Genomic DNA, 17002 nt, shown 5'->3' with positions numbered 1-17002 from the left:
TCTCGCAGCCTGGAACTGGTTGGTCAATCCGGGGCACATCATGGCTTGGGAGCGCTTTCTGGAGGCTGAACATTCGGCGGTGAAGCGGGCAGCACGATCGGCCGGCCGTTGGCGTCCATCAGGCCCAGCGAGCGCGGATCGCGGACATAGGCGGGGTCGTAGAACGAGCGGAAGGTCGAGGCGAGCTGGAAGAACGGCGCGCGCACGTTGACGTTGAAGCGGATCGGCAGCTTGGCGATGCGGTCGGTCAGGAAGTTGCGCTTGGTCCCCGAACCCTGGCGGATGCCCGAGAACTGCACGCGCGTGATGATCTCGCCCTCGAGCGCGCCGTTCATGCCGATCTCCATGTCGCGGTAGTCGAGCGACTTGAGCGCGTCGAAGGCGAAGTTCGCCATGGCCGACAGGTCCTTGTAGGTCAGCGCGCCGACGTAGGAGACGTTGCCGCCCGGCGCGCGCGACTTGAGCTGGCCGCCGTCGATGCGCCCGCCGTTCTCGTCGAAGACCAGCGGCAGGGTGCCGTCAAAAATGCCGGTAGCGGAGAGATTGGCCAGTTCCATCCGTTCGACAAAGCGCGCGGCGTTTAGCCCTTCGATCATCAAGGTGTAGCGCCGTACCTCTGCCACGCCCATGCGCATGTTGACCGGCAGCAGGGTCAGGGTGCCGTCGAGGAAGGGCCAGGCCCCACCTTTGACGACGAGAAGCAGGTCGGGCCGCATCTCATAGGTCAGCACGCCGTCGTTGACCTCGATGCCGGGGTTGATCGAGGCGATGCGGATCTGCTGGTCGGGCGCGGTGACCATGCCGAGCAGGTCGGTGAAATGGATCGTTCCCGACGCGCCTTTGACCGGCCCGAAGGCCGCAGCGAAATCGAGCGAATCGGTGGTGAACGCCCCCGTGCTGGTCACCCGTTCGGCGGTCCAGTCGATGCGGCCCTGACCGCGGACGTCGCCCTTGGCATTGGCAATGACGCCGAGCGCGAGCGCGGTCAGCGTATCGGGCTGGAGTTGGTTGTCGAAGCGAATGCCCGCCACCGCGAGATCGGCATGGCCGCGCGCGGAGTTGAGATCGTGGCGGATCGTCGTGCGCACGACCTCACGGCTGCTCGCCGGCTCGCGCAAGGTCGCGACGGCGTCGATGACATTGTTGGCCAGGGTCAGTTCGGCGCCCTGCGCGACCAGCGGGCGGAAACGGTCATCGAGCTGGCGATCCTCGAGCCGGAAGCTCGCACCGGTCAGCGCCAGCCGACCGCCGACAAAGCGCCATTGTCCGGCCGCGTCGAGCACGTCGAGCGGCACCGCCGCGAGCCGCACGTCGACCCCGGCGAAAGTCCCAGCGACATCCTGGCCGATCCGTGCGGACAGGTTAGCGATTCGGAAGCGCGAGGCCGTGGCCGTCGGCCCGAGCTCGATATCGAGCGCGCGCGCCGCCAGGATGCCCGGATAGGCGAAGCCGACCGGTCCCGAGCGCAGCCGGATCGGGCTCGCCCCAAGCTTGCCGACGAGATCGACCGACGGCGCCCCCGCGGCGATCCGCAAACCCTGCGGCCCCACGGCGAGAATCGCGCCGCCGCCGGGCGGGCACAAGGTCAGGCCGCGGCGTTCGAAGGTCAGATTGGCCAGGGCCAGCCGATCGAATCGCAGCGCGGTGCAGTTCCGCCAGGCAGCGAGCCCGGTGCCGGCCCGCCAATTGCCCTCGAGCGGCAGCACGAGATTCTCGGCATGGCCACCCGGTAAGGCCCCCGAAAGCCGCGCCTCGCCGGCAAAGCCCAGCGCACCGTCGGCGAGTTGCACCAGCGTCACCCGCGGCAGCGCGATCTTCGCGTCGCCAGACCGGTATTCGGCCATGGTCATGCGCGTGACCAGACGGCCGCCGGGCTGGCGCTCGAGCCGTCCGGTGATCTGCGGCAGCCCCGCCCCGCCCGTGGCAAAATTGCCCGCCAGGCGCGGCGCCGGGCGACCGTCTGCCGTCAGCTGGAAGCGCGAGATCGCCAGCAGGGTCGCGCCACTACCGCCCTGCAATGTCGCCTGGGGCACGACGACATTGGTCGCCGGCCCCGCACGGCGCAGGATATAGCTCGCGGCCAGCCGGCTGCCCTGCCCTTCGCGCTGCAGCGCCGTGCGCATCTGGCCGAGCAGCGGCGCGGCCAGCGTTCCCGCCGATGAGCGCTGCGCCGCGGCCAGGGTCGAATCGAGATCCTGCCCCAGCCGCAGCCCCTCGCCCGAAAGCTGGCCTTCGAGTTCGAGCCGGCTTGCCGACTGGCGCAGCACGCCGGCCGTGCCCAGCATCGCCGCGGCGGCCTGCGGCGTCGCCAGTCCGCGCCCCTTGACGTCGTAGCGCGCGGTCAGCGCCTGCTTGCGCCAGGTGAAGCGCAGGCTGCCGCCGGCATCGGCCAGCCGCGTCGTGCCATAGGCCAGGGCGCCGCTGCGCAGCCCGGCCTGGCCCTCGACACCATCGAGCGGCTTGTCGGCCGTGGCGTCGAGTTCGATCCCGGCATCGGCGAGCATCAATCCGTCGCGGCAGGCCAGCCTGCCGAGGCGCAGCGGTCCGACGAAGCGAGGCTTCTCGCCCTCGATCTTGACCTGGCCGTAGAGCGAGGCGTGCTCGGCCTCGCAGCCCTGTATCGCGAGCTTGGGCGCAATTGCCGCAAAGGCACCCGCAAAACCGCCGCGCAGCTTGCCCTGCCCTTCGACCTTGAGACCGACCGGACCATAGTCGCTCTCGATCAGCCCGCGACCATCGACCAGCGTCAGGGCCATGTCGGGCAGGCGGAATGGCTCCTTGCTCTCACCGGCGAACAGCACCTTGTCGAGCGCGCCGAAGCTCAGCTTGCCTTTGGCATAGCGCCCATAGAGCCGCGGGCGCACCAGGGTAACGCCGCTGATGATCGGCGCGCCGAAACGGGCGGTGATCTCGGTCTCGACGCGCTCTATCGTCAGGTCGGGATGCGCGGGATCGCCGACGACGACGTCGCGCAGCACTTGCCGGCGCGGGCCGATCGATTCGATCTTGTAGGTCGCGGGCAGGCCATAGGTTTCGAGCTGACCGGCGATGACGTTGCCGACGATGCGCTCGCGCGAGAACCACAGCGCCACCAGGACCAGGAAGATCAGGCCCACGGCCCCGGCCAGCACGAGCGGCCAGCGCCGTCGGCGCGCCGGTGCCTCGTCCGAGGGCGGCTGATCGTCGTCTGCTTGCGCCATTCGCCCCACACTTGCGCGCACGGCCGGGAAAGGCAATGCATCGCCTACCCATGGCAGAGACCAGCGAACTCTTTCCTGAACGGGAACCGCGGCCCGCGGCCGATTCTCCGGCCCATGGCGCCGAGGGGCATCGCGCCCGCCTGCGCAAGCGCCTGCTCGACGGCGGGGCCGAGGCGCTGGCCGATCACGAGGTCATCGAATACCTGCTGATGACCGCGATCCCGCGCCGCGACGTCAAGCCGCTGGCGCGCGCGCTGATCCAGCGCTTCGGCGGCCTCGCCGGCGTGCTCAACGCCGATGCGACCGCGCTATCCAAGCATCCGGGCATGGGCGAGACCAGCGCCGCCGCGCTCAAGATCGTCGCGCTCTCGGCCCGCCGGCTCGCACGGGCGCAGGTGCGCGAGCAGCCGGTGCTCGGATCGTGGCAGGCGCTGATCGACTATCTGACGATCGACATGGCACACCTGACGGTCGAGCGCGTGCGCGTGCTCTATCTCAACCACCAGAACATGCTGATCCAGGACGACCATGTCGGCGACGGCTCGATCGATGAGGCGGCGATCCACCCGCGCGAGGTGATCCGCCGCGCGCTCGACCTCGGCGCGACCGCGCTGATCCTCGTGCACAACCACCCCTCGGGCTCGCCCCAGCCGAGCCGCGCCGACATCCAGATCACCAACCAGATCGCCGAGGCCGGCCGCTTGCTCAACATCGTCGTCCACGATCACGTCATCATCGGCCGCGAGGGACACGTCTCGCTCAAGGCCAAGGGGCTGATTTGACATGTGCGTAGCCGCTTTCGCCTGGCAGGCGCATCCCAAGTGGCTGCTCGTCGCCGTGGGCAACCGCGACGAATTCCACGAGCGCCCTGCCGCGCCGCTGGCCCCCTGGGACAACGGCATGCTCGCCGGCCGCGATCTCAAGTCGGGCGGGACCTGGCTCGGGGTAGCACCCGCGGGCCGCTTCGCGCTGGTCACCAACCTGCGCGGCTACGGCGGGCCCGAGCCTGATCGCGCCTCGCGCGGGGCGCTCGTGACCGACTTGCTCACCGGCCAGGGCACCTATGCCGATCCCGCCACGGCGCGGCTGCAGGACTTCAATCCGTTCAACCTGATCTTCGCGAATCGCGATACGGCGCATTTCCTCTCGAACCGCCCCGAGGACATCCGCACCCACCTCGCCCACGGCATCTACGGTCTGTCCAACGGCCAGCTCGACGAGCCCTGGCCCAAGACGCTTCAGCTCAAGGGCGCGCTGCTCGATTGGCTCAATCGCAGCGGCGATGATTTCGGACCGCTGTTCTCAGCGCTGCGCAATGAGGACCTTGCTGATGTAGGCCTCCCCCCGCGCGAACCGTCCGACGTGCCGCGCGAGGCGCCCGAAACGCCCGTGTTCATCCGCGACGCCGTCTACGGCACGCGCTGCTCCACGGTCGTCGCGGTGGATCGGGACGGACGGGGCACGATCATCGAACGGCGCTTCTCGTCCGCGAGCGAGAGCACCGGGGAAACCACGCTGACCTTCGCCTGGTAGGGTGAAAGGGCCGGCCCAGAGGGAGAGCCATCCATGTTCCTTTCCATGCGCTTCGACTTCCGCAATCCGGCCTTTGCCGGCACGACCATGGCCGAGCGCTATGCCGCCGCAATGGACATTGCCGAATGGGCCGACGGCCTGGGCATTCCCGCCTCGATCTCGGTCTCGGAGCATCACGGTTCGGAAGACGGCTATATTCCCAGCCCGCAGCTGATCATCGCCGCCATGGCCGCGCGCTCCAAGAACGTGCGCTTCAGCACCGCCGCGACGATCGCGCCGTTCCACGATCCGCTTCGTCTGGCCGAAGACTTCTGCGTGCTCGACAACATCACCAACGGCCGCGTCGACCTGATCGTCGCCGGCGGTTACGCGCCGAGCGAGTTCGCCATGTTCGACGTGCCGATCAAGGAGCGGCCCAAGCGCGTGACCGAGGTGGTCAACACGCTCAAGGCCGCCTTCGCCGGCGAGCCTTTCGAATATCGCGGCCGCACGGTCCACGTCACCCCCGCCCCGGTCCGTCCGGGCGGCCCCAAGGTCATCATGGGCGGCGCCAGCGAGCCAGCCGCGCGCCGCGCCGCGCGCATCGCCGATGGCTTCGTGCCGAGCGAGGCGAAGTTCTGGGAATTCTACCGCGACGAGATGCTCAAGCTCGGCAAGACCGATCCCGGCCCGGGCATGGGTGGCGGCAGCGCCCAGGTGACCGCGCTGGCCAAGGACATCGACGCCGGCTGGGCGGCGATGGGCGAATCCTTCCTGCACGAGACCAACGCCTATGCCGCCTGGCGCGTGGCCGCCGGCGAGGACACGCCCTACGATCCGTTCCCCAACGTCGAGGAACTGCGCGGGGCGAATTTCTATCATATCGTCACGCCAGAGGAATACGTCGCGCAGCTCAAGGCCGCGCCGATGGCCGTGGCGCAGTTCCACCCGCTCTGCGGCGGCATGCCGATCCAGGCCGCCTGGGACAGCCTCAAGCTGTTCGAAACCGAAGTGCTGCCAGCGTTTCGTTGAGTTCCACTTCGTCCCCGCGAAAGCGGGGACGACGCTGGTTCGACCTAGTCGCCCGCCCCCACGGTCTGGATCACCTCGAAACCCTCGAACCGCGGGTGGCCGAGGTAGAGCGGCTTGTTGCCGCCGGCGCCGGCATGCGCCTTGCGGAAGGCTTCCGAGCGCGTCCATTCCTCGAAGTCGGCCTTCGAGCGCCAGATCGTGTGCGAGGCGTAGAGCGTGTGGTCCTCGGCCTCGGGCCCGCGCAGCAGGTGGAATTCGACGAAGCCGGGCACGCCGTCGAGATGGCTGTCGCGCGAGAGCCAGACGTCCTTGAACGCCGCCTCCTCGCCGCGGATCACCTGGAAGCGGTTCATGGCGATGAACATGGGCGTGGTCTCCTCTGATCCGAATCGTTCGGGCCTGACCATAGCAGCCGAACCGCTCCGCAGGCGCTTCCCCTTGCCTTCCGGGGCCACCATCCCTAGCGCCCCCGATCAATCAGCCATTCCCCAATATCGGAGTCGAACATGGTCCCCCGCTACGCCCGCCCCGCGATGACCGCGATCTGGGAGCCCGAAGCGCGCTATCGCATCTGGTTCGAGATCGAGGCCCATGCCACGCAAAAGCTGGGCGAGCTCGGCGTCGTGCCCGAGAGCGGCGCCAAGGCGCTCTGGGACTGGTGGGCGACCAATCCGACGATCGACGTCGCCGCGATCGACGCGATCGAGGCCGTGACCAAGCACGACGTCATCGCCTTCCTCGACTGGGTCGCACAGCAGGTCGGCCCCGAGGCGCGCTTCATGCACCAGGGCATGACCAGCTCGGACGTGCTTGACACGACTCTGTCGGTCCAGCTCGCCAAGGCCGCTGATATCCTGCTCGAAGACCTCGACGCGCTGCTCGCCGCGATCAAGCGCCGCGCCTATGAGCACAAGTACACGCCGACGATCGGCCGCAGCCACGGCATCCACGCCGAGCCGACCACCTTCGGCAAGAAGCTGGCCGAGGCCTATGCCGAATTCAGCCGCTGCAAGACCCGCCTGATCAATGCCCGCGCCGAAATCGCCACCTGCGCCATCTCGGGCGCGGTCGGCACCTTCGCCAACATCGATCCGTCGGTGGAGGAATATGTCGCCGACAAGCTGGGCCTCACGGTCGAGCCGGTCTCGACCCAGGTGATCCCGCGCGATCGCCATGCGATGTTCTTCGCGACCCTGGGCGTCATCGCCAGCTCGATCGAGCGCCTGGCCACCGAGGTCCGCCACCTGCAGCGCACCGAAGTGCTCGAGGCCGAGGAATACTTCTCGCCGGGCCAGAAGGGCTCGTCGGCCATGCCGCACAAGCGCAATCCGGTGCTGACCGAGAACCTGACCGGCCTCGCCCGCGTCGTTCGCTCGGCGGTCACCCCCGCGCTCGAGAACGTGGCGCTGTGGCACGAGCGCGACATCTCACACTCGTCGGTCGAGCGCTATATCGGCCCCGACGCGACGATCACGCTCGACTTCGCGCTGGGTCGCCTGACCGGCGTCATCGACAAGCTGGTGATCTATCCCGAGCGCATGCAGAAGAACCTCGACCGCATGGGCGGCCTGGTCCACTCGCAGCGCGTGCTGCTGGCGCTGACCCAGGCCGGCCTGACGCGCGACGATTCGTACCGCCTGGTCCAGAAGAACGCGATGAAGGTCTGGGAGAGCGACGGCCAGCTATCGCTGCTCGAACTGCTCAAGGCCGATCCGGAGGTCAGCAAGGCACTGTCGGCGCAGGATCTCGAGGAGCGCTTCAACCTCGACTACCACTTCAAGGCCGTCGACCACATCTTCGCGCGCGTGTTCGGCGAATGATCTGACCTACCCCGCCCCGAGTTCGCTCGGGGCGGAACTATTGCGCCCAAACCCTTCCCTTACCGCGCAATCTTGCTAGCATCCCACGTTAGTCCGAGGGAAAGAGGAGACGGGACGTGCAGCTTATCCGCACCCTGATCTGGATCGTGGCCACCGTGGTCCTCGTCGCCTTCATCGCGATGAATTGGGAACGCGCGCCGGTGAACATCTGGCCGCTCGCCAGCGGCTACATCTATTTCCAGTGGCCCGTCGGCGTGATCGCACTGGTGTTCTTCGCGCTCGGCGCAGGGCCGATGTGGCTCTACCATCGCGCCGGCAAGTGGCGCTGGCAGCGCCGGGTCGCCGCACTCGAAAACTCGGTGCGCGCCACCACCATCGCGCCACCGATCGCCACCTCGACCCAGCTCGAGGCCGCCCCGCAGCCCACCGAGGAACCGACCGCCTGACATGTCGCGAAATCCCATCTATCTTGCCCTTGACCTGCCCCGTCTCGACGCCGCCGAAGCGCTCGCCCGCAAGGTTGCCGGCCATATCGGCGGATTGAAGCTCGGCCTCGAATTCTTCTGCGCCCACGGCCATCACGGCGTGCACGAGATCGCCAAGCTGGGTCTGCCGATCTTCCTCGACCTCAAGCTGCACGACATTCCCAACACCGTCGCGGGCGCGATGCAGTCGATCCACGTCCTCGAACCGGCGATCGTCACGGTCCATGCGAGCGGTGGGCGGGCGATGATGGAAGATGCCAAGGCGGCCGCCGGAGAGCGGTGCAAGGTCGTCGCCGTGACCATGCTGACCAGCCTCGATGAGAACGACCTCGCGCGCACCGGCGTCTCGGGCAGCGCCCACGACCAGGTCCTGCGCCTCGCCGACCTCGCCCATTCGGCCGGGCTCGACGGCATCGTCTGCTCGGGCCAGGAAGTCGCCGCCGTGCACAAGCAATGGAAGGACGGCTATTTCGTCGTCCCCGGCCTGCGCCCGGCCGACGGCAAGCTCGGCGACCAGAAGCGCGCGGTCACCCCGCGCGAGGCGCGCGACGGCGGTGCCTCGGTGCTCGTCATCGGCCGCCCGATCACCCGCGCCGAAGATCCGCTCGCCGCGGCGCGCGCGATCGAGGCAACGCTCTGATCACTAGGATGCAGAGTTATTCATCTTAGCGTCAACTAAACTGAACAATATCCTTCATGTGATTCCCTCGCGCAACCAGACCCGGACCGGTTCGTTGCGCGTCGCACACGAAGGAGATTTTCGATGAAGCGTTTTGCCCTCCCCGCCATGCTCGCACTCGCGACGGCGCTTTCTACGCCGGTCTTGGCGCAGCAGGCCGCGAGCCCGGTGCCGGTGCTCGCGCAGGGATCGACGCTGCTGACCGTCAGCGCCGAGGGCAAGGTCGAACGCGAGCCCGATCTCGCGCTGTTCCAGGCCGGCGTGACCACCCAGGGCAAGACCGCGGGCGAGGCGCTGTCGACCAATTCGGCGGCGATGAACCGCGTCATCGCCTCGCTCAAGCGCGCGGGCATCGCCGATCGCGACATCCAGACGAGCAACCTGTCGATCAACCCGGTCTATGCCGAGCCGCGCCGCCTGCCCGACGGCTCGATCGAGAACCGCACGCCCGAGATCGTCGGCTACCAGGTCAGCAACAGCGTTTCGGTGCGCCAGCGCAAGCTGGGCGACTACGGCAAGGTGATCGACACGCTGGTCTCGGCCGGCGCCAACCAGGTCAGCGGCCCGAACTTCATGCTCGACAAGCCCGAGCCCGCACTCGACGAGGCGCGGACCGAGGCGGTGAAGACCGCGCGCGCGCGCGCCGAGCTCTATGCCCGCGCCGCCGGGCTCAAGGTCGTGCGCGTGGTCTCGATCAGCGAGAGCGGTGGCTACTCCCCGCCCTCACCGGTGATGTACCGCATGGATTCGGTACGCGCCCAGGCCGCCCCCGCGCCGATCGCCGCGGGCGAGGTCGCGCTCAACGTCAACGTCACGGTCCAGTTCGAACTGGCTCCCTGATCGCCGCACCCTGTTCTCTCCAGCGCGGCTGTGCCAAAGGCCGGCCGTAGCTGGAGAAGACCCGTGTCGCGCACTGCCATCAAGATCTGCGGCCTGACCACGCCCGACACGCTCGAGGCGACGATCAAGGCGCGCGCCGACCATGTCGGCTTCAACTTCTTCCCGCCCTCGCCGCGCTATCTGGCGCCGCGCGACGCCGCCGCGCTGGCCGCGCGCGCCGAGGGGCGGATTTCGTGCGTCGGGCTTTTCGTCGATGCCGACGATGCGGCGATCGCCGAGGCGGTGACCGCCGCCCGGCTCGACGCAATCCAGCTCCACGGCCAGGAGAGCCCCGAGCGCGCCGCCCAGCTCAAGGCGCGCTTCGGCCTGCCCGTGTGGAAAGCGCTATCGGTCGCCAGCGCCGAGGACGTCGCGCGCGCGCAGGCCTATGCCGGTGCCGTCGATCTCGTGCTGTTCGACGCCAAGACGCCCAAGGGCACCTTGCCCGGCGGCATGGGCCTCTCGTTCGACTGGAGCCTCGCGGCCCATTGGAAGGGTCCCGTCGCCTGGGGCCTCGCGGGCGGGCTCAACCCCGACAACGTCGCCGAAGCCATCGCGCGCACGGGCGCGCCGCTGGTCGACACCTCATCGGGCGTGGAAACCGCACCGGGCGTGAAGGACGTCGACCGGATCGCCAGCTTCTGCCTCGCGGTGCGCGCTGCATAGAAAAAGGGCGGCCCGTCGCCGGACCGCCCCCTTTCATGATTGACTCGGTGGCTTTCGATCAGAAGCCGACGACGAGGCCGACGGTCGCCTGGTTGTTGGCCAGACCGGTGTTGACCGGGTCGACGTCCTTGTCGCGGTAGTAGTTGGTGTGGTTGTACTCGACGCGAACCGCGGTGTTGCCCGCGACGTTGGCTTCGAGGCCGGCGCCGAGGCGCAGACCGTCACGCGAGCTCTTGAACTCGGTGGCGAGGCCGTCGTCGAACTTCAGGCTGCCACGCTGATAACCGACGCGGCCGTAAAGCGCGGCGCCTTCGCTCAGGCGGTAGCCGAGGCGGGCCGAGGCGCCATAGGCATTGCGCGCCTTGATGCTCGAGGTGGCGTCGGCGACCTTGGCCGACGACAGGTCGAAGTTCGCTTCGACGCCGGCGAAAGCCTTCTCGCCGAGCGGCAGGTTGTAGCCCGCGAAAACGGTACCGCCGATGCCGTTGAAGCCCAGACCTTCGGCATCCTGCGTGCCGCTGATGTTGTCGTGCGTCACGCCGACGCCGACATAGGGACCAGGTTCAGCCGCCGCGAAAGCAGGCGACGCCGCGACCGCGCCAGCGGCGGCGAGCGAGAGAAGAACCTTACGCATAATCAACTCCTTAAGTCACTCGGTCCCGCACCGCGGGATCATTCATCCCCGTGTCAGGGGAGGCCCGCTAGCTAGGGAGCGCGACCTGTCACCGCAATGAACTGCGCATTCATAAGTGTCACAGAAACGTATTTATGTGACAGTTCTGCAACATAATCTTATGAACTTCAATTATGATATTTCGTAGACCTGGCAGCGCGCAAATCCCCGAAAGGCTGGACTTCCGAGCCCCCGTCTGCCAACGCGCGGCATCATGAACGCCCCTTCTTCCCAAGCGAATTCGCTAAAAAATCAACCCGACGAGAGCGGTCACTTCGGCGCATTCGGCGGTCGGTACGTCGCCGAGACGCTGATGCCGCTGATCCTGGATCTCGAACGCGAATACAACGCGGCGAAGAAGGACCCGGCGTTCCGCGCGGAGTTCGACGACCTGCTCGAGCACTTCGTCGGCCGACCGAGCCCGCTCTATTACGCGCCGCGGATCACCGCGCATTATCGCGACAAGGCGCCCGCTGGTAAGGGACCGAAGATCTACTTCAAGCGCGAGGAGCTCAATCACACGGGCGCGCACAAGATCAACAATTGCGTCGGCCAGATCCTGCTGGCCATGCGCATGGGCAAAACGCGGATCATCGCCGAGACCGGCGCGGGCCAGCACGGCGTCGCCACGGCGACGGTCGCTGCGCGCTTCGGCCTGCCCTGCACGATCTTCATGGGCGCCAAGGACGTCGAGCGGCAGAAGCCCAACGTCTTCCGCATGAAGCTGCTGGGGGCCGAGGTCCATCCGGTCACCTCGGGCGCCGAGACGCTCAAGGACGCGATGAACGAAGCGCTGCGCGACTGGGTCGCCAACGTCCACGACACCTTCTACATCATCGGCACGGCCGCGGGCCCGCACCCCTATCCCGAGCTGGTGCGCGACTTCCAATCGGTCATCGGCAAGGAAACCCGCGAGCAGATCATGAAGGCCGAAAGCCGCCTGCCAGACATGCTGGTGGCCGCCGTCGGCGGCGGATCGAACGCGATCGGCCTGTTCCACCCGTTCCTCGACGACGCCCAGGTGGCGATGGTCGGCATCGAAGCCGCCGGCCACGGCATCGAGAGCGGCCAGCACGCAGCCAGCCTCAAGGGCGGCAAGCCGGGCATCCTCCACGGCAACAAGACCTATCTGCTGCAGGACGAGGACGGTCAGATCACCGAGGCGCACTCGATCTCGGCAGGCCTCGACTATCCGGGCATCGGCCCCGAGCACTCCTGGCTGCACGAGAGCGGCCGCGTCGAATATGTGCCGATCACCGACAAGCAGGCGCTCGAGGCGTTCCAGCTCTGTTGCGAGCTTGAAGGCATCATCCCCGCGCTCGAAAGCTCGCACGCGCTCGCCGCACTGCCCGAACTGACCCAGCGGCTCGGCGAAGACCAGATCCTCGTGGTCAACGTCTCGGGCCGCGGCGACAAGGACATCTTCACCGTTGCCGAAGCGCTGGGAGTCGAACTGTGAGCCAGCGCCTCTCCGCCGCATTCGCCAAGGGCCGCCCGGCCCTCGTCACTTTCGTAACCGCCGGTGACCCGACGCCCGACGCCACGGCCTCGATCCTCGACGCGCTGGTCGAGGGCGGTGCCGACGTGATCGAACTGGGCATGCCCTTCACCGATCCGATGGCCGACGGCCCGGCGATCCAGCGCGCCAACCTGCGCTCCTTCGCCGCGGGCACCAAGACCGCCGACATCCTGGCCATCGCCACCGCGTTCCGCGCGCGCCACCCTGAGGTACCGCTGGTGCTGATGGGCTATGCCAACCCGATGACGATCCGCGGCGCCGACTGGTTCGCCGCCGAGTGCGCCAAGGCCGGGGTCGACGGCGTGATCTGCGTCGACATCCCGCCCGAGGAGGACCGCGAGCTCGGCCCAGCGCTGCGCGCCGCCGGCATTTCGCCGATCCGCCTGGCCACGCCGACCACCGACGCCGCGCGGCTTCCGGCCGTGCTCGATGGCTCGTCGGGCTTCCTCTACTACGTCTCGGTCGCGGGCATCACCGGCCAGCAGCAGGCCGCGCTCGGCTCGATCGAGGAGGCGGTGAGCCGCCTCAAGGCCGCCACCGACCTGCCCGTCGCGGTGGGCTTCGGCGTGCGCACGCCCGAACAGGCCGCGGCGATCGCCAAGGTGGCCAGCGGCGTCGTCGTCGGCTCGGCCCTGGTCGAGATCGTCGGCGAGCATGGCGCCGATGCCGCCGGCCCGGTGCGCGATGCAACGCGCGCGCTGGCAGACGCGGTGCACGGGGCACGCGGCTAGTGCTCATCCTCCCCGGTACGGGGAGGGGGACCGCCAGCAAAGCTGGTGGTGGAGGGGGTTCTCGAACAAGCGCCTCCTCGCAATGGCAGCGTCTGGACGATAGCCCCCTCCACCACCCTTCGGGCGGTCCCCCTCCCCGTTCCGGGGAGGATGTGGCGTGAAAGACTTCGCGATCTCCGACGATCCCGCGGTCCAGGCGCAACTCGACAGGCTCGGCGCGCTGAGCCTGCCGCAGGGGCGTTTCGGGCTCGAAACGATCCGCGAGATTCTGTCCCGCCTTGGCGATCCGCAGAAGCGGCTGCCGCCGACCTTCCACGTCGCTGGAACCAACGGCAAGGGATCGACCTGCGCCTATCTGCGCGCGATGCTCGAAGCGCAGGGCCTCAAGGTCCATGCCGCGACCAAGCCGCATCTGGTGCGCTACAACGAACGCATCCGCCTGGCCGGCAGCCTGATCTCGGACGCGGAACTGGCGGAACGGCTCGAGCAGGTGCTCGACCAAAGCGAGGACCTGAACCCGAGCTTCTTCGAGGTCACCGCCGCCGCGACCTTCCTGGCCTTCGCCGAGCATCCGGCCGACGCCTGCGTGATCGAGGTCGGTCTGGGCGGGCGCTTCGATGCGACAAACGTCCTCGAACGCCCCGCCGCTTGCGGCGTGGCCACCTTGGGCATCGACCACGAGGCTTTCCTGCTCCGCCCCGAGGCGGGCGTGCCGCAGGAACCGCTGAGCCGCATCGCCTTCGAGAAAGCCTCGATTGCCCGCCCCGGTTCGCCGCTGGTGACGCAGGCCTATGCGCCCGAAGTCACCAAGGCCGTGCTCGACGTGGCAATGCAGGTCGGTGCCCGTACCGCGCTGCGCGATCTCGACTGGTCAGTGCAGGTCGGCGAGACGATCGCCTATCGTGATGCGCGCGGTGAACTGTCGCTGCCCCTCCCCGCGCTCGCCGGCAGGCACCAGGCCGACAACGTCGCGCTCGCCGTGGCCATGCTGCGGCATCAGGATGCGGTGACGGTCTCGCCCGAAGCCATGGCCGAGGGTATCCGCGCGGCGCGCTGGCCGGCACGGTTGCAATTGCTCGGCGACGGCCCGCTGACCGCGCTGGTGCCCGGACGCAAGGTCTGGCTCGACGGCGGGCACAACGTCGACGCCGGGCTGGCGATCGCGCGGCATTTCGCGGGGTATCCGCTCCACCTCGTCACCGGCATGCTGACGACCAAGGATCCCTCGGCGATCGTCTCGCCGCTGGCCGATCAATTGCTCTCGATCTCGGCGGTTCCCGCGCCGGGTCACGACGCGCACAGGCCCGAAGATTTCGCGCCGTTCACGTCGCTGCCGGTCGGAAGCTTCGCCGACGTCCCCGCGGCACTCGCCGCGCTACCGCCCCAAGGCGAAGTGCTGATCGCCGGCTCGCTCTACCTCGCCGGCGAAGTCCTGCGACTCAATCGCCAGATTCCGGACTGACTTCCCCGGCGGTGCCCATCGCCGCGTCGACCAGGCCGGTGCGCGCCATCCACCAGAACAGGACGATGCCCGGCAGCGCCAGCACCGTCGTGAGCAGGTAGAAGTTCACATAGCCCATGCCCTCGATCAGTCCGCCCGCGGTGGTGCCCGTCAGGAAACGGCCGACCACGCTCGCGCCGGCCGAGATCAGCGCATATTGCGCGGCGGTGAAGCGCAGGTCGCAGAGCGCCGAGAAGTAGGCGACGACGACGACGCCGCCATAGCCCGAAGCGATGTTCTCGAAGCCGATCGCCAGGGCCATGCCGAGGTTCGAATGACCGGCGGCAGCCAGCGCCGCGAAGCTCAGGTTCGATACCGCCATCAGTACCAGCGCCACCAGCACCGAACGCTTGAGCCCCATCTTGGCATAGGCGACGCCGCCGATGAACACGCCGATCAGATAGGCCCAGAAGCCAACGCCGACGTCCCACAGCGCGATCTCGTCGTTCGAGAAGCCGAGATCGTCGAACAGCAGGCGGAAGGTCAGGTTGGCGAGGGTGTCGCCGATCTTGTGGACCAGCACGAACAGCAGCACGAGCACCGCGCCGTTGCGCTGGAAGAACTCGACGAAGGGCCCGACGATCGAGGCCCAGACTTCGCCCAGCCCCTTCTTCGCGGTCGGCTCGCGGTGGCGTTCGGGCTCACCCATCAGCAGGGCGGTGAGCATCGCCGGGATCGCCAGCGCGGCGCAGGCGATATAGGCCGAAGCCCAGCCCCAGCGCGCCGCCACGACCAGCGCCAGAGCGCCCGCGCCGGCCGAACCGATCCGCCAGCCGTATTGCGACATGCCCGAGCCCGTGCCGAGCTGGTAGGGCTTGAGCGTCTCGATGCGGTAGGCATCGATGACGATGTCAAACGTCGCACCCGCGGCGCCGAGCAGGACAGCCGCGACCACCGTCGCGCCGATGTCGGCGGCGGGATCGACCAGCGCCAGGTTCACCACGGCGGCGATCACCAGCAGACCGCAGACCAGCATCCACGAGACGCGCTGGCCGAGCCGGCCGATCAGCGGCAGGTGCACGCCATCGAGGATCCAGGCCCAGAACACCTTTAGGTTGTAGACCAGGAAGGCGAGCGTGAAGGCGGTGACCGTCTTCTTGTCGATGCCGTCCTGCGCCAGCCGCGTCGTCAAGGTCGCGCCGAGCATGGCGAAGGGGAAGCCCGACGAAATGCCGAGGAAGAACGCCGCCAGCGATTCCTTCTCGAAATAGGGCTTGATCGCCCCCCAGAGCGAACGCCGCTCTTCGGTCGTGGTCGATTGCATGCGCCCTCCTCCGCTGGAAACGAAGGGTTAGCGCGATTCGCGGCCAAGGCTAGGGGCCGGCGCTCAATCGTGCACAGCTAGTTGCCGGGAAAGTTCTCGTGCCCGACGTTCGGCCAGAGGAAGTTGGTATAGGTCAGCATCGTCGAGAAGCTCTGCGAGCGAACCTGGTGCCACCAGCCGATCGGGACGAACAGCAGGTCGCCCGGCCCCAGCACCAGCTCGTAGCGCAGGATGTCGCGGGCCAGCGGATATTGCGAGAGCCAGTACGGATCGGTGACGTCGTGGACATCGCTGAATACGTGGTTGCGATGCGCGAGCCGGCGCGTCTGCGACGGCGGGATCAGCACGATATGCTTGCTGCCCGTGACCTGCGCGAGCAGGTTGTTGGTGAGATCGAAGTGCAGCGGCGTGAAGGTGCCCGCACCGCCGATCCACATCATGCCGTGATCGCGCGTCAGGTACTGATCGAGGAAGCCGAGGTCGGCCTCGAGCGGGGCGAGCGCCGCGACATTGGCGTCGCTGTTGTAGGCGGTGATGTAGGCGTCGTTGCCGCCGTTCAGCGCCAGCTCGATGAATTCGCTGAACGGCCCGGTGCGCTTGTGGCGATCCTTGGCGGTCTCGAAATCTTCCGACAGGTCGCGCCCGCCCTGGTACTCGACCAGCGTGTCGCCGAGCGTCTGGGCCAGATAGTCGGGAGTCCACTTTTCCAGCGCCGGCCAGCCGGCCATCGCGCCCTTGATCAGCACGGGGCGGCTCGGCGCGTAGAAGTTGTCGAGGAAATGCTGGCTGCCAAGGTTCTGCGCTGTCAGCAGGGTCGCGGCATGCGGCGACAGCCCGCGCTGGCGCTCCATCACGTCGAGCAGCCACTCGCGCCGCAGCAGCGCCAGGCTGTCGCCCGGCGCAGCCGCAGGCGCGCGCGTCGGCGTAGGCTGGGCAGCCGGCTGCGACGTGACCGTGAAGGTCTGGTCCGATGTCGAAGAGGCCATGAAATTGTCGAAATCGTTCATGCCGCGCTCCATATCGCGCGATTGCGACAGATGC

16 protein-coding genes are annotated in these 17002 nt (G+C 68.0%); 11 read left to right on the top strand and 5 right to left on the bottom strand.

Annotated elements, in window-relative coordinates:
* Positions 1-38: 38 nt before the first annotated feature.
* On the bottom strand, positions 39-3200 hold the full coding sequence (locus tag OLX23_RS13290) for a YdbH domain-containing protein (RefSeq protein ID WP_264445471.1): 3162 nt from the start codon (positions 3198-3200) through the stop codon (positions 39-41).
* 50 nt (positions 3201-3250) lie between these two features.
* Between OLX23_RS13290 and radC the strand changes: the two genes are divergently transcribed.
* Genes radC through OLX23_RS13275 form a run of 3 tightly spaced genes read left to right on the top strand, consistent with a single transcriptional unit; the run spans position 3251 to position 5744 of the window.
* Entirely contained in the window at positions 3251-3982 is a 732-nt protein-coding gene (gene radC / locus OLX23_RS13285) for a RadC family protein (RefSeq protein WP_264445470.1), read from the top strand.
* 1 nt (position 3983) lies between these two features.
* Positions 3984-4733 (top strand): NRDE family protein, encoded by a 750-nt coding sequence (locus OLX23_RS13280; RefSeq protein ID WP_264445469.1) that lies wholly within the window; start codon positions 3984-3986, stop codon positions 4731-4733.
* 33 nt (positions 4734-4766) lie between these two features.
* Positions 4767-5744, top strand: coding sequence for an LLM class flavin-dependent oxidoreductase (locus OLX23_RS13275; protein WP_264445468.1), 978 nt, complete (start codon positions 4767-4769; stop codon positions 5742-5744).
* A 44-nt stretch (positions 5745-5788) separates the two neighbouring features.
* Here OLX23_RS13275 and OLX23_RS13270 read toward each other — a convergent pair whose 3' ends face one another.
* Positions 5789-6109: an antibiotic biosynthesis monooxygenase family protein gene (locus tag OLX23_RS13270; protein WP_264445467.1), complete on the bottom strand. Its 321-nt coding sequence runs from the start codon at positions 6107-6109 to the stop codon at positions 5789-5791.
* Between the two features lie 141 nt (positions 6110-6250).
* On the opposite strand from OLX23_RS13270, the gene purB reads away from it, so the two are divergent.
* From purB to OLX23_RS13245, 5 genes are all read left to right on the top strand, one after another.
* On the top strand, positions 6251-7564 hold the full coding sequence (purB, locus tag OLX23_RS13265) for an adenylosuccinate lyase (protein ID WP_264445466.1): 1314 nt from the start codon (positions 6251-6253) through the stop codon (positions 7562-7564).
* A gap of 116 nt (positions 7565-7680) precedes the next feature.
* Positions 7681-8010, top strand: coding sequence for a LapA family protein (locus tag OLX23_RS13260; protein ID WP_264445465.1), 330 nt, complete (start codon positions 7681-7683; stop codon positions 8008-8010).
* Between the two features lies 1 nt (position 8011).
* A complete protein-coding gene (gene pyrF / locus OLX23_RS13255) occupies positions 8012-8689 on the top strand; it encodes an orotidine-5'-phosphate decarboxylase (RefSeq protein ID WP_264445464.1) in 678 nt (225 codons plus the stop codon).
* Positions 8690-8812: 123 nt separating this feature from the next.
* Positions 8813-9568: an SIMPL domain-containing protein gene (locus tag OLX23_RS13250; RefSeq protein WP_264445463.1), complete on the top strand. Its 756-nt coding sequence runs from the start codon at positions 8813-8815 to the stop codon at positions 9566-9568.
* A 63-nt stretch (positions 9569-9631) separates the two neighbouring features.
* On the top strand, positions 9632-10273 hold the full coding sequence (locus OLX23_RS13245; protein ID WP_264445462.1) for a phosphoribosylanthranilate isomerase: 642 nt from the start codon (positions 9632-9634) through the stop codon (positions 10271-10273).
* A gap of 58 nt (positions 10274-10331) precedes the next feature.
* Here the strand turns inward: OLX23_RS13245 and OLX23_RS13240 are convergent, their stop codons facing one another.
* Positions 10332-10907: an outer membrane protein gene (locus OLX23_RS13240; protein ID WP_264445461.1), complete on the bottom strand. Its 576-nt coding sequence runs from the start codon at positions 10905-10907 to the stop codon at positions 10332-10334.
* Between the two features lie 253 nt (positions 10908-11160).
* Between OLX23_RS13240 and trpB the strand changes: the two genes are divergently transcribed.
* The 3 genes from trpB to OLX23_RS13225 all read left to right on the top strand — a co-directional run bounded on the left by trpB (position 11161) and on the right by OLX23_RS13225 (position 14658).
* Entirely contained in the window at positions 11161-12405 is a 1245-nt protein-coding gene (gene trpB / locus OLX23_RS13235) for a tryptophan synthase subunit beta (protein WP_264445460.1), read from the top strand.
* A complete protein-coding gene (trpA, locus tag OLX23_RS13230) occupies positions 12402-13196 on the top strand; it encodes a tryptophan synthase subunit alpha (RefSeq protein WP_264445459.1) in 795 nt (264 codons plus the stop codon). Before trpB ends, trpA begins: the two co-directional genes overlap by 4 nt.
* Before the next feature lie 157 nt (positions 13197-13353).
* Positions 13354-14658, top strand: coding sequence for a bifunctional folylpolyglutamate synthase/dihydrofolate synthase (locus OLX23_RS13225; protein WP_264445458.1), 1305 nt, complete (start codon positions 13354-13356; stop codon positions 14656-14658).
* Here the strand turns inward: OLX23_RS13225 and OLX23_RS13220 are convergent.
* A complete protein-coding gene (locus OLX23_RS13220) occupies positions 14636-15961 on the bottom strand; it encodes an AmpG family muropeptide MFS transporter (protein ID WP_264445457.1) in 1326 nt (441 codons plus the stop codon). The genes OLX23_RS13225 and OLX23_RS13220 overlap by 23 nt on opposite strands.
* Positions 15962-16038: 77 nt before the next feature.
* The gene (locus OLX23_RS13215; protein ID WP_264445456.1) at positions 16039-16968 is read right to left on the bottom strand and encodes a cupin-like domain-containing protein; all 930 of its coding nucleotides are present in this window, start codon (positions 16966-16968) and stop codon (positions 16039-16041) included.
* Between the last annotated feature and the right edge of the window lie 34 nt (positions 16969-17002).

It is taken from the genome of Novosphingobium sp. JCM 18896 (assembly GCF_025938095.1).
Classification (GTDB): domain Bacteria; phylum Pseudomonadota; class Alphaproteobacteria; order Sphingomonadales; family Sphingomonadaceae; genus Novosphingobium.
Note: the sequence above shows the minus strand (reverse complement) of the source record. Positions and strands in the feature narration are given on the sequence as shown.

Coding starts and splice junctions, on each gene's coding strand:
- OLX23_RS13220 (WP_264445457.1), bottom strand. CDS start 15,961: ATGCAATCGACCACGACCGAAGAGCGGCGTTCGCTCTGGGGGGCGATC.
- radC (WP_264445470.1), top strand. CDS start 3,251: ATGGCAGAGACCAGCGAACTCTTTCCTGAACGGGAACCGCGGCCCGCG.
- OLX23_RS13280 (WP_264445469.1), top strand. CDS start 3,984: ATGTGCGTAGCCGCTTTCGCCTGGCAGGCGCATCCCAAGTGGCTGCTC.
- OLX23_RS13250 (WP_264445463.1), top strand. CDS start 8,813: ATGAAGCGTTTTGCCCTCCCCGCCATGCTCGCACTCGCGACGGCGCTT.
- purB (WP_264445466.1), top strand. CDS start 6,251: ATGGTCCCCCGCTACGCCCGCCCCGCGATGACCGCGATCTGGGAGCCC.
- OLX23_RS13275 (WP_264445468.1), top strand. CDS start 4,767: ATGTTCCTTTCCATGCGCTTCGACTTCCGCAATCCGGCCTTTGCCGGC.
- pyrF (WP_264445464.1), top strand. CDS start 8,012: ATGTCGCGAAATCCCATCTATCTTGCCCTTGACCTGCCCCGTCTCGAC.
- OLX23_RS13290 (WP_264445471.1), bottom strand. CDS start 3,200: ATGGCGCAAGCAGACGACGATCAGCCGCCCTCGGACGAGGCACCGGCG.
- OLX23_RS13270 (WP_264445467.1), bottom strand. CDS start 6,109: ATGTTCATCGCCATGAACCGCTTCCAGGTGATCCGCGGCGAGGAGGCG.
- trpB (WP_264445460.1), top strand. CDS start 11,161: ATGAACGCCCCTTCTTCCCAAGCGAATTCGCTAAAAAATCAACCCGAC.
- OLX23_RS13215 (WP_264445456.1), bottom strand. CDS start 16,968: ATGAACGATTTCGACAATTTCATGGCCTCTTCGACATCGGACCAGACC.
- OLX23_RS13240 (WP_264445461.1), bottom strand. CDS start 10,907: ATGCGTAAGGTTCTTCTCTCGCTCGCCGCCGCTGGCGCGGTCGCGGCG.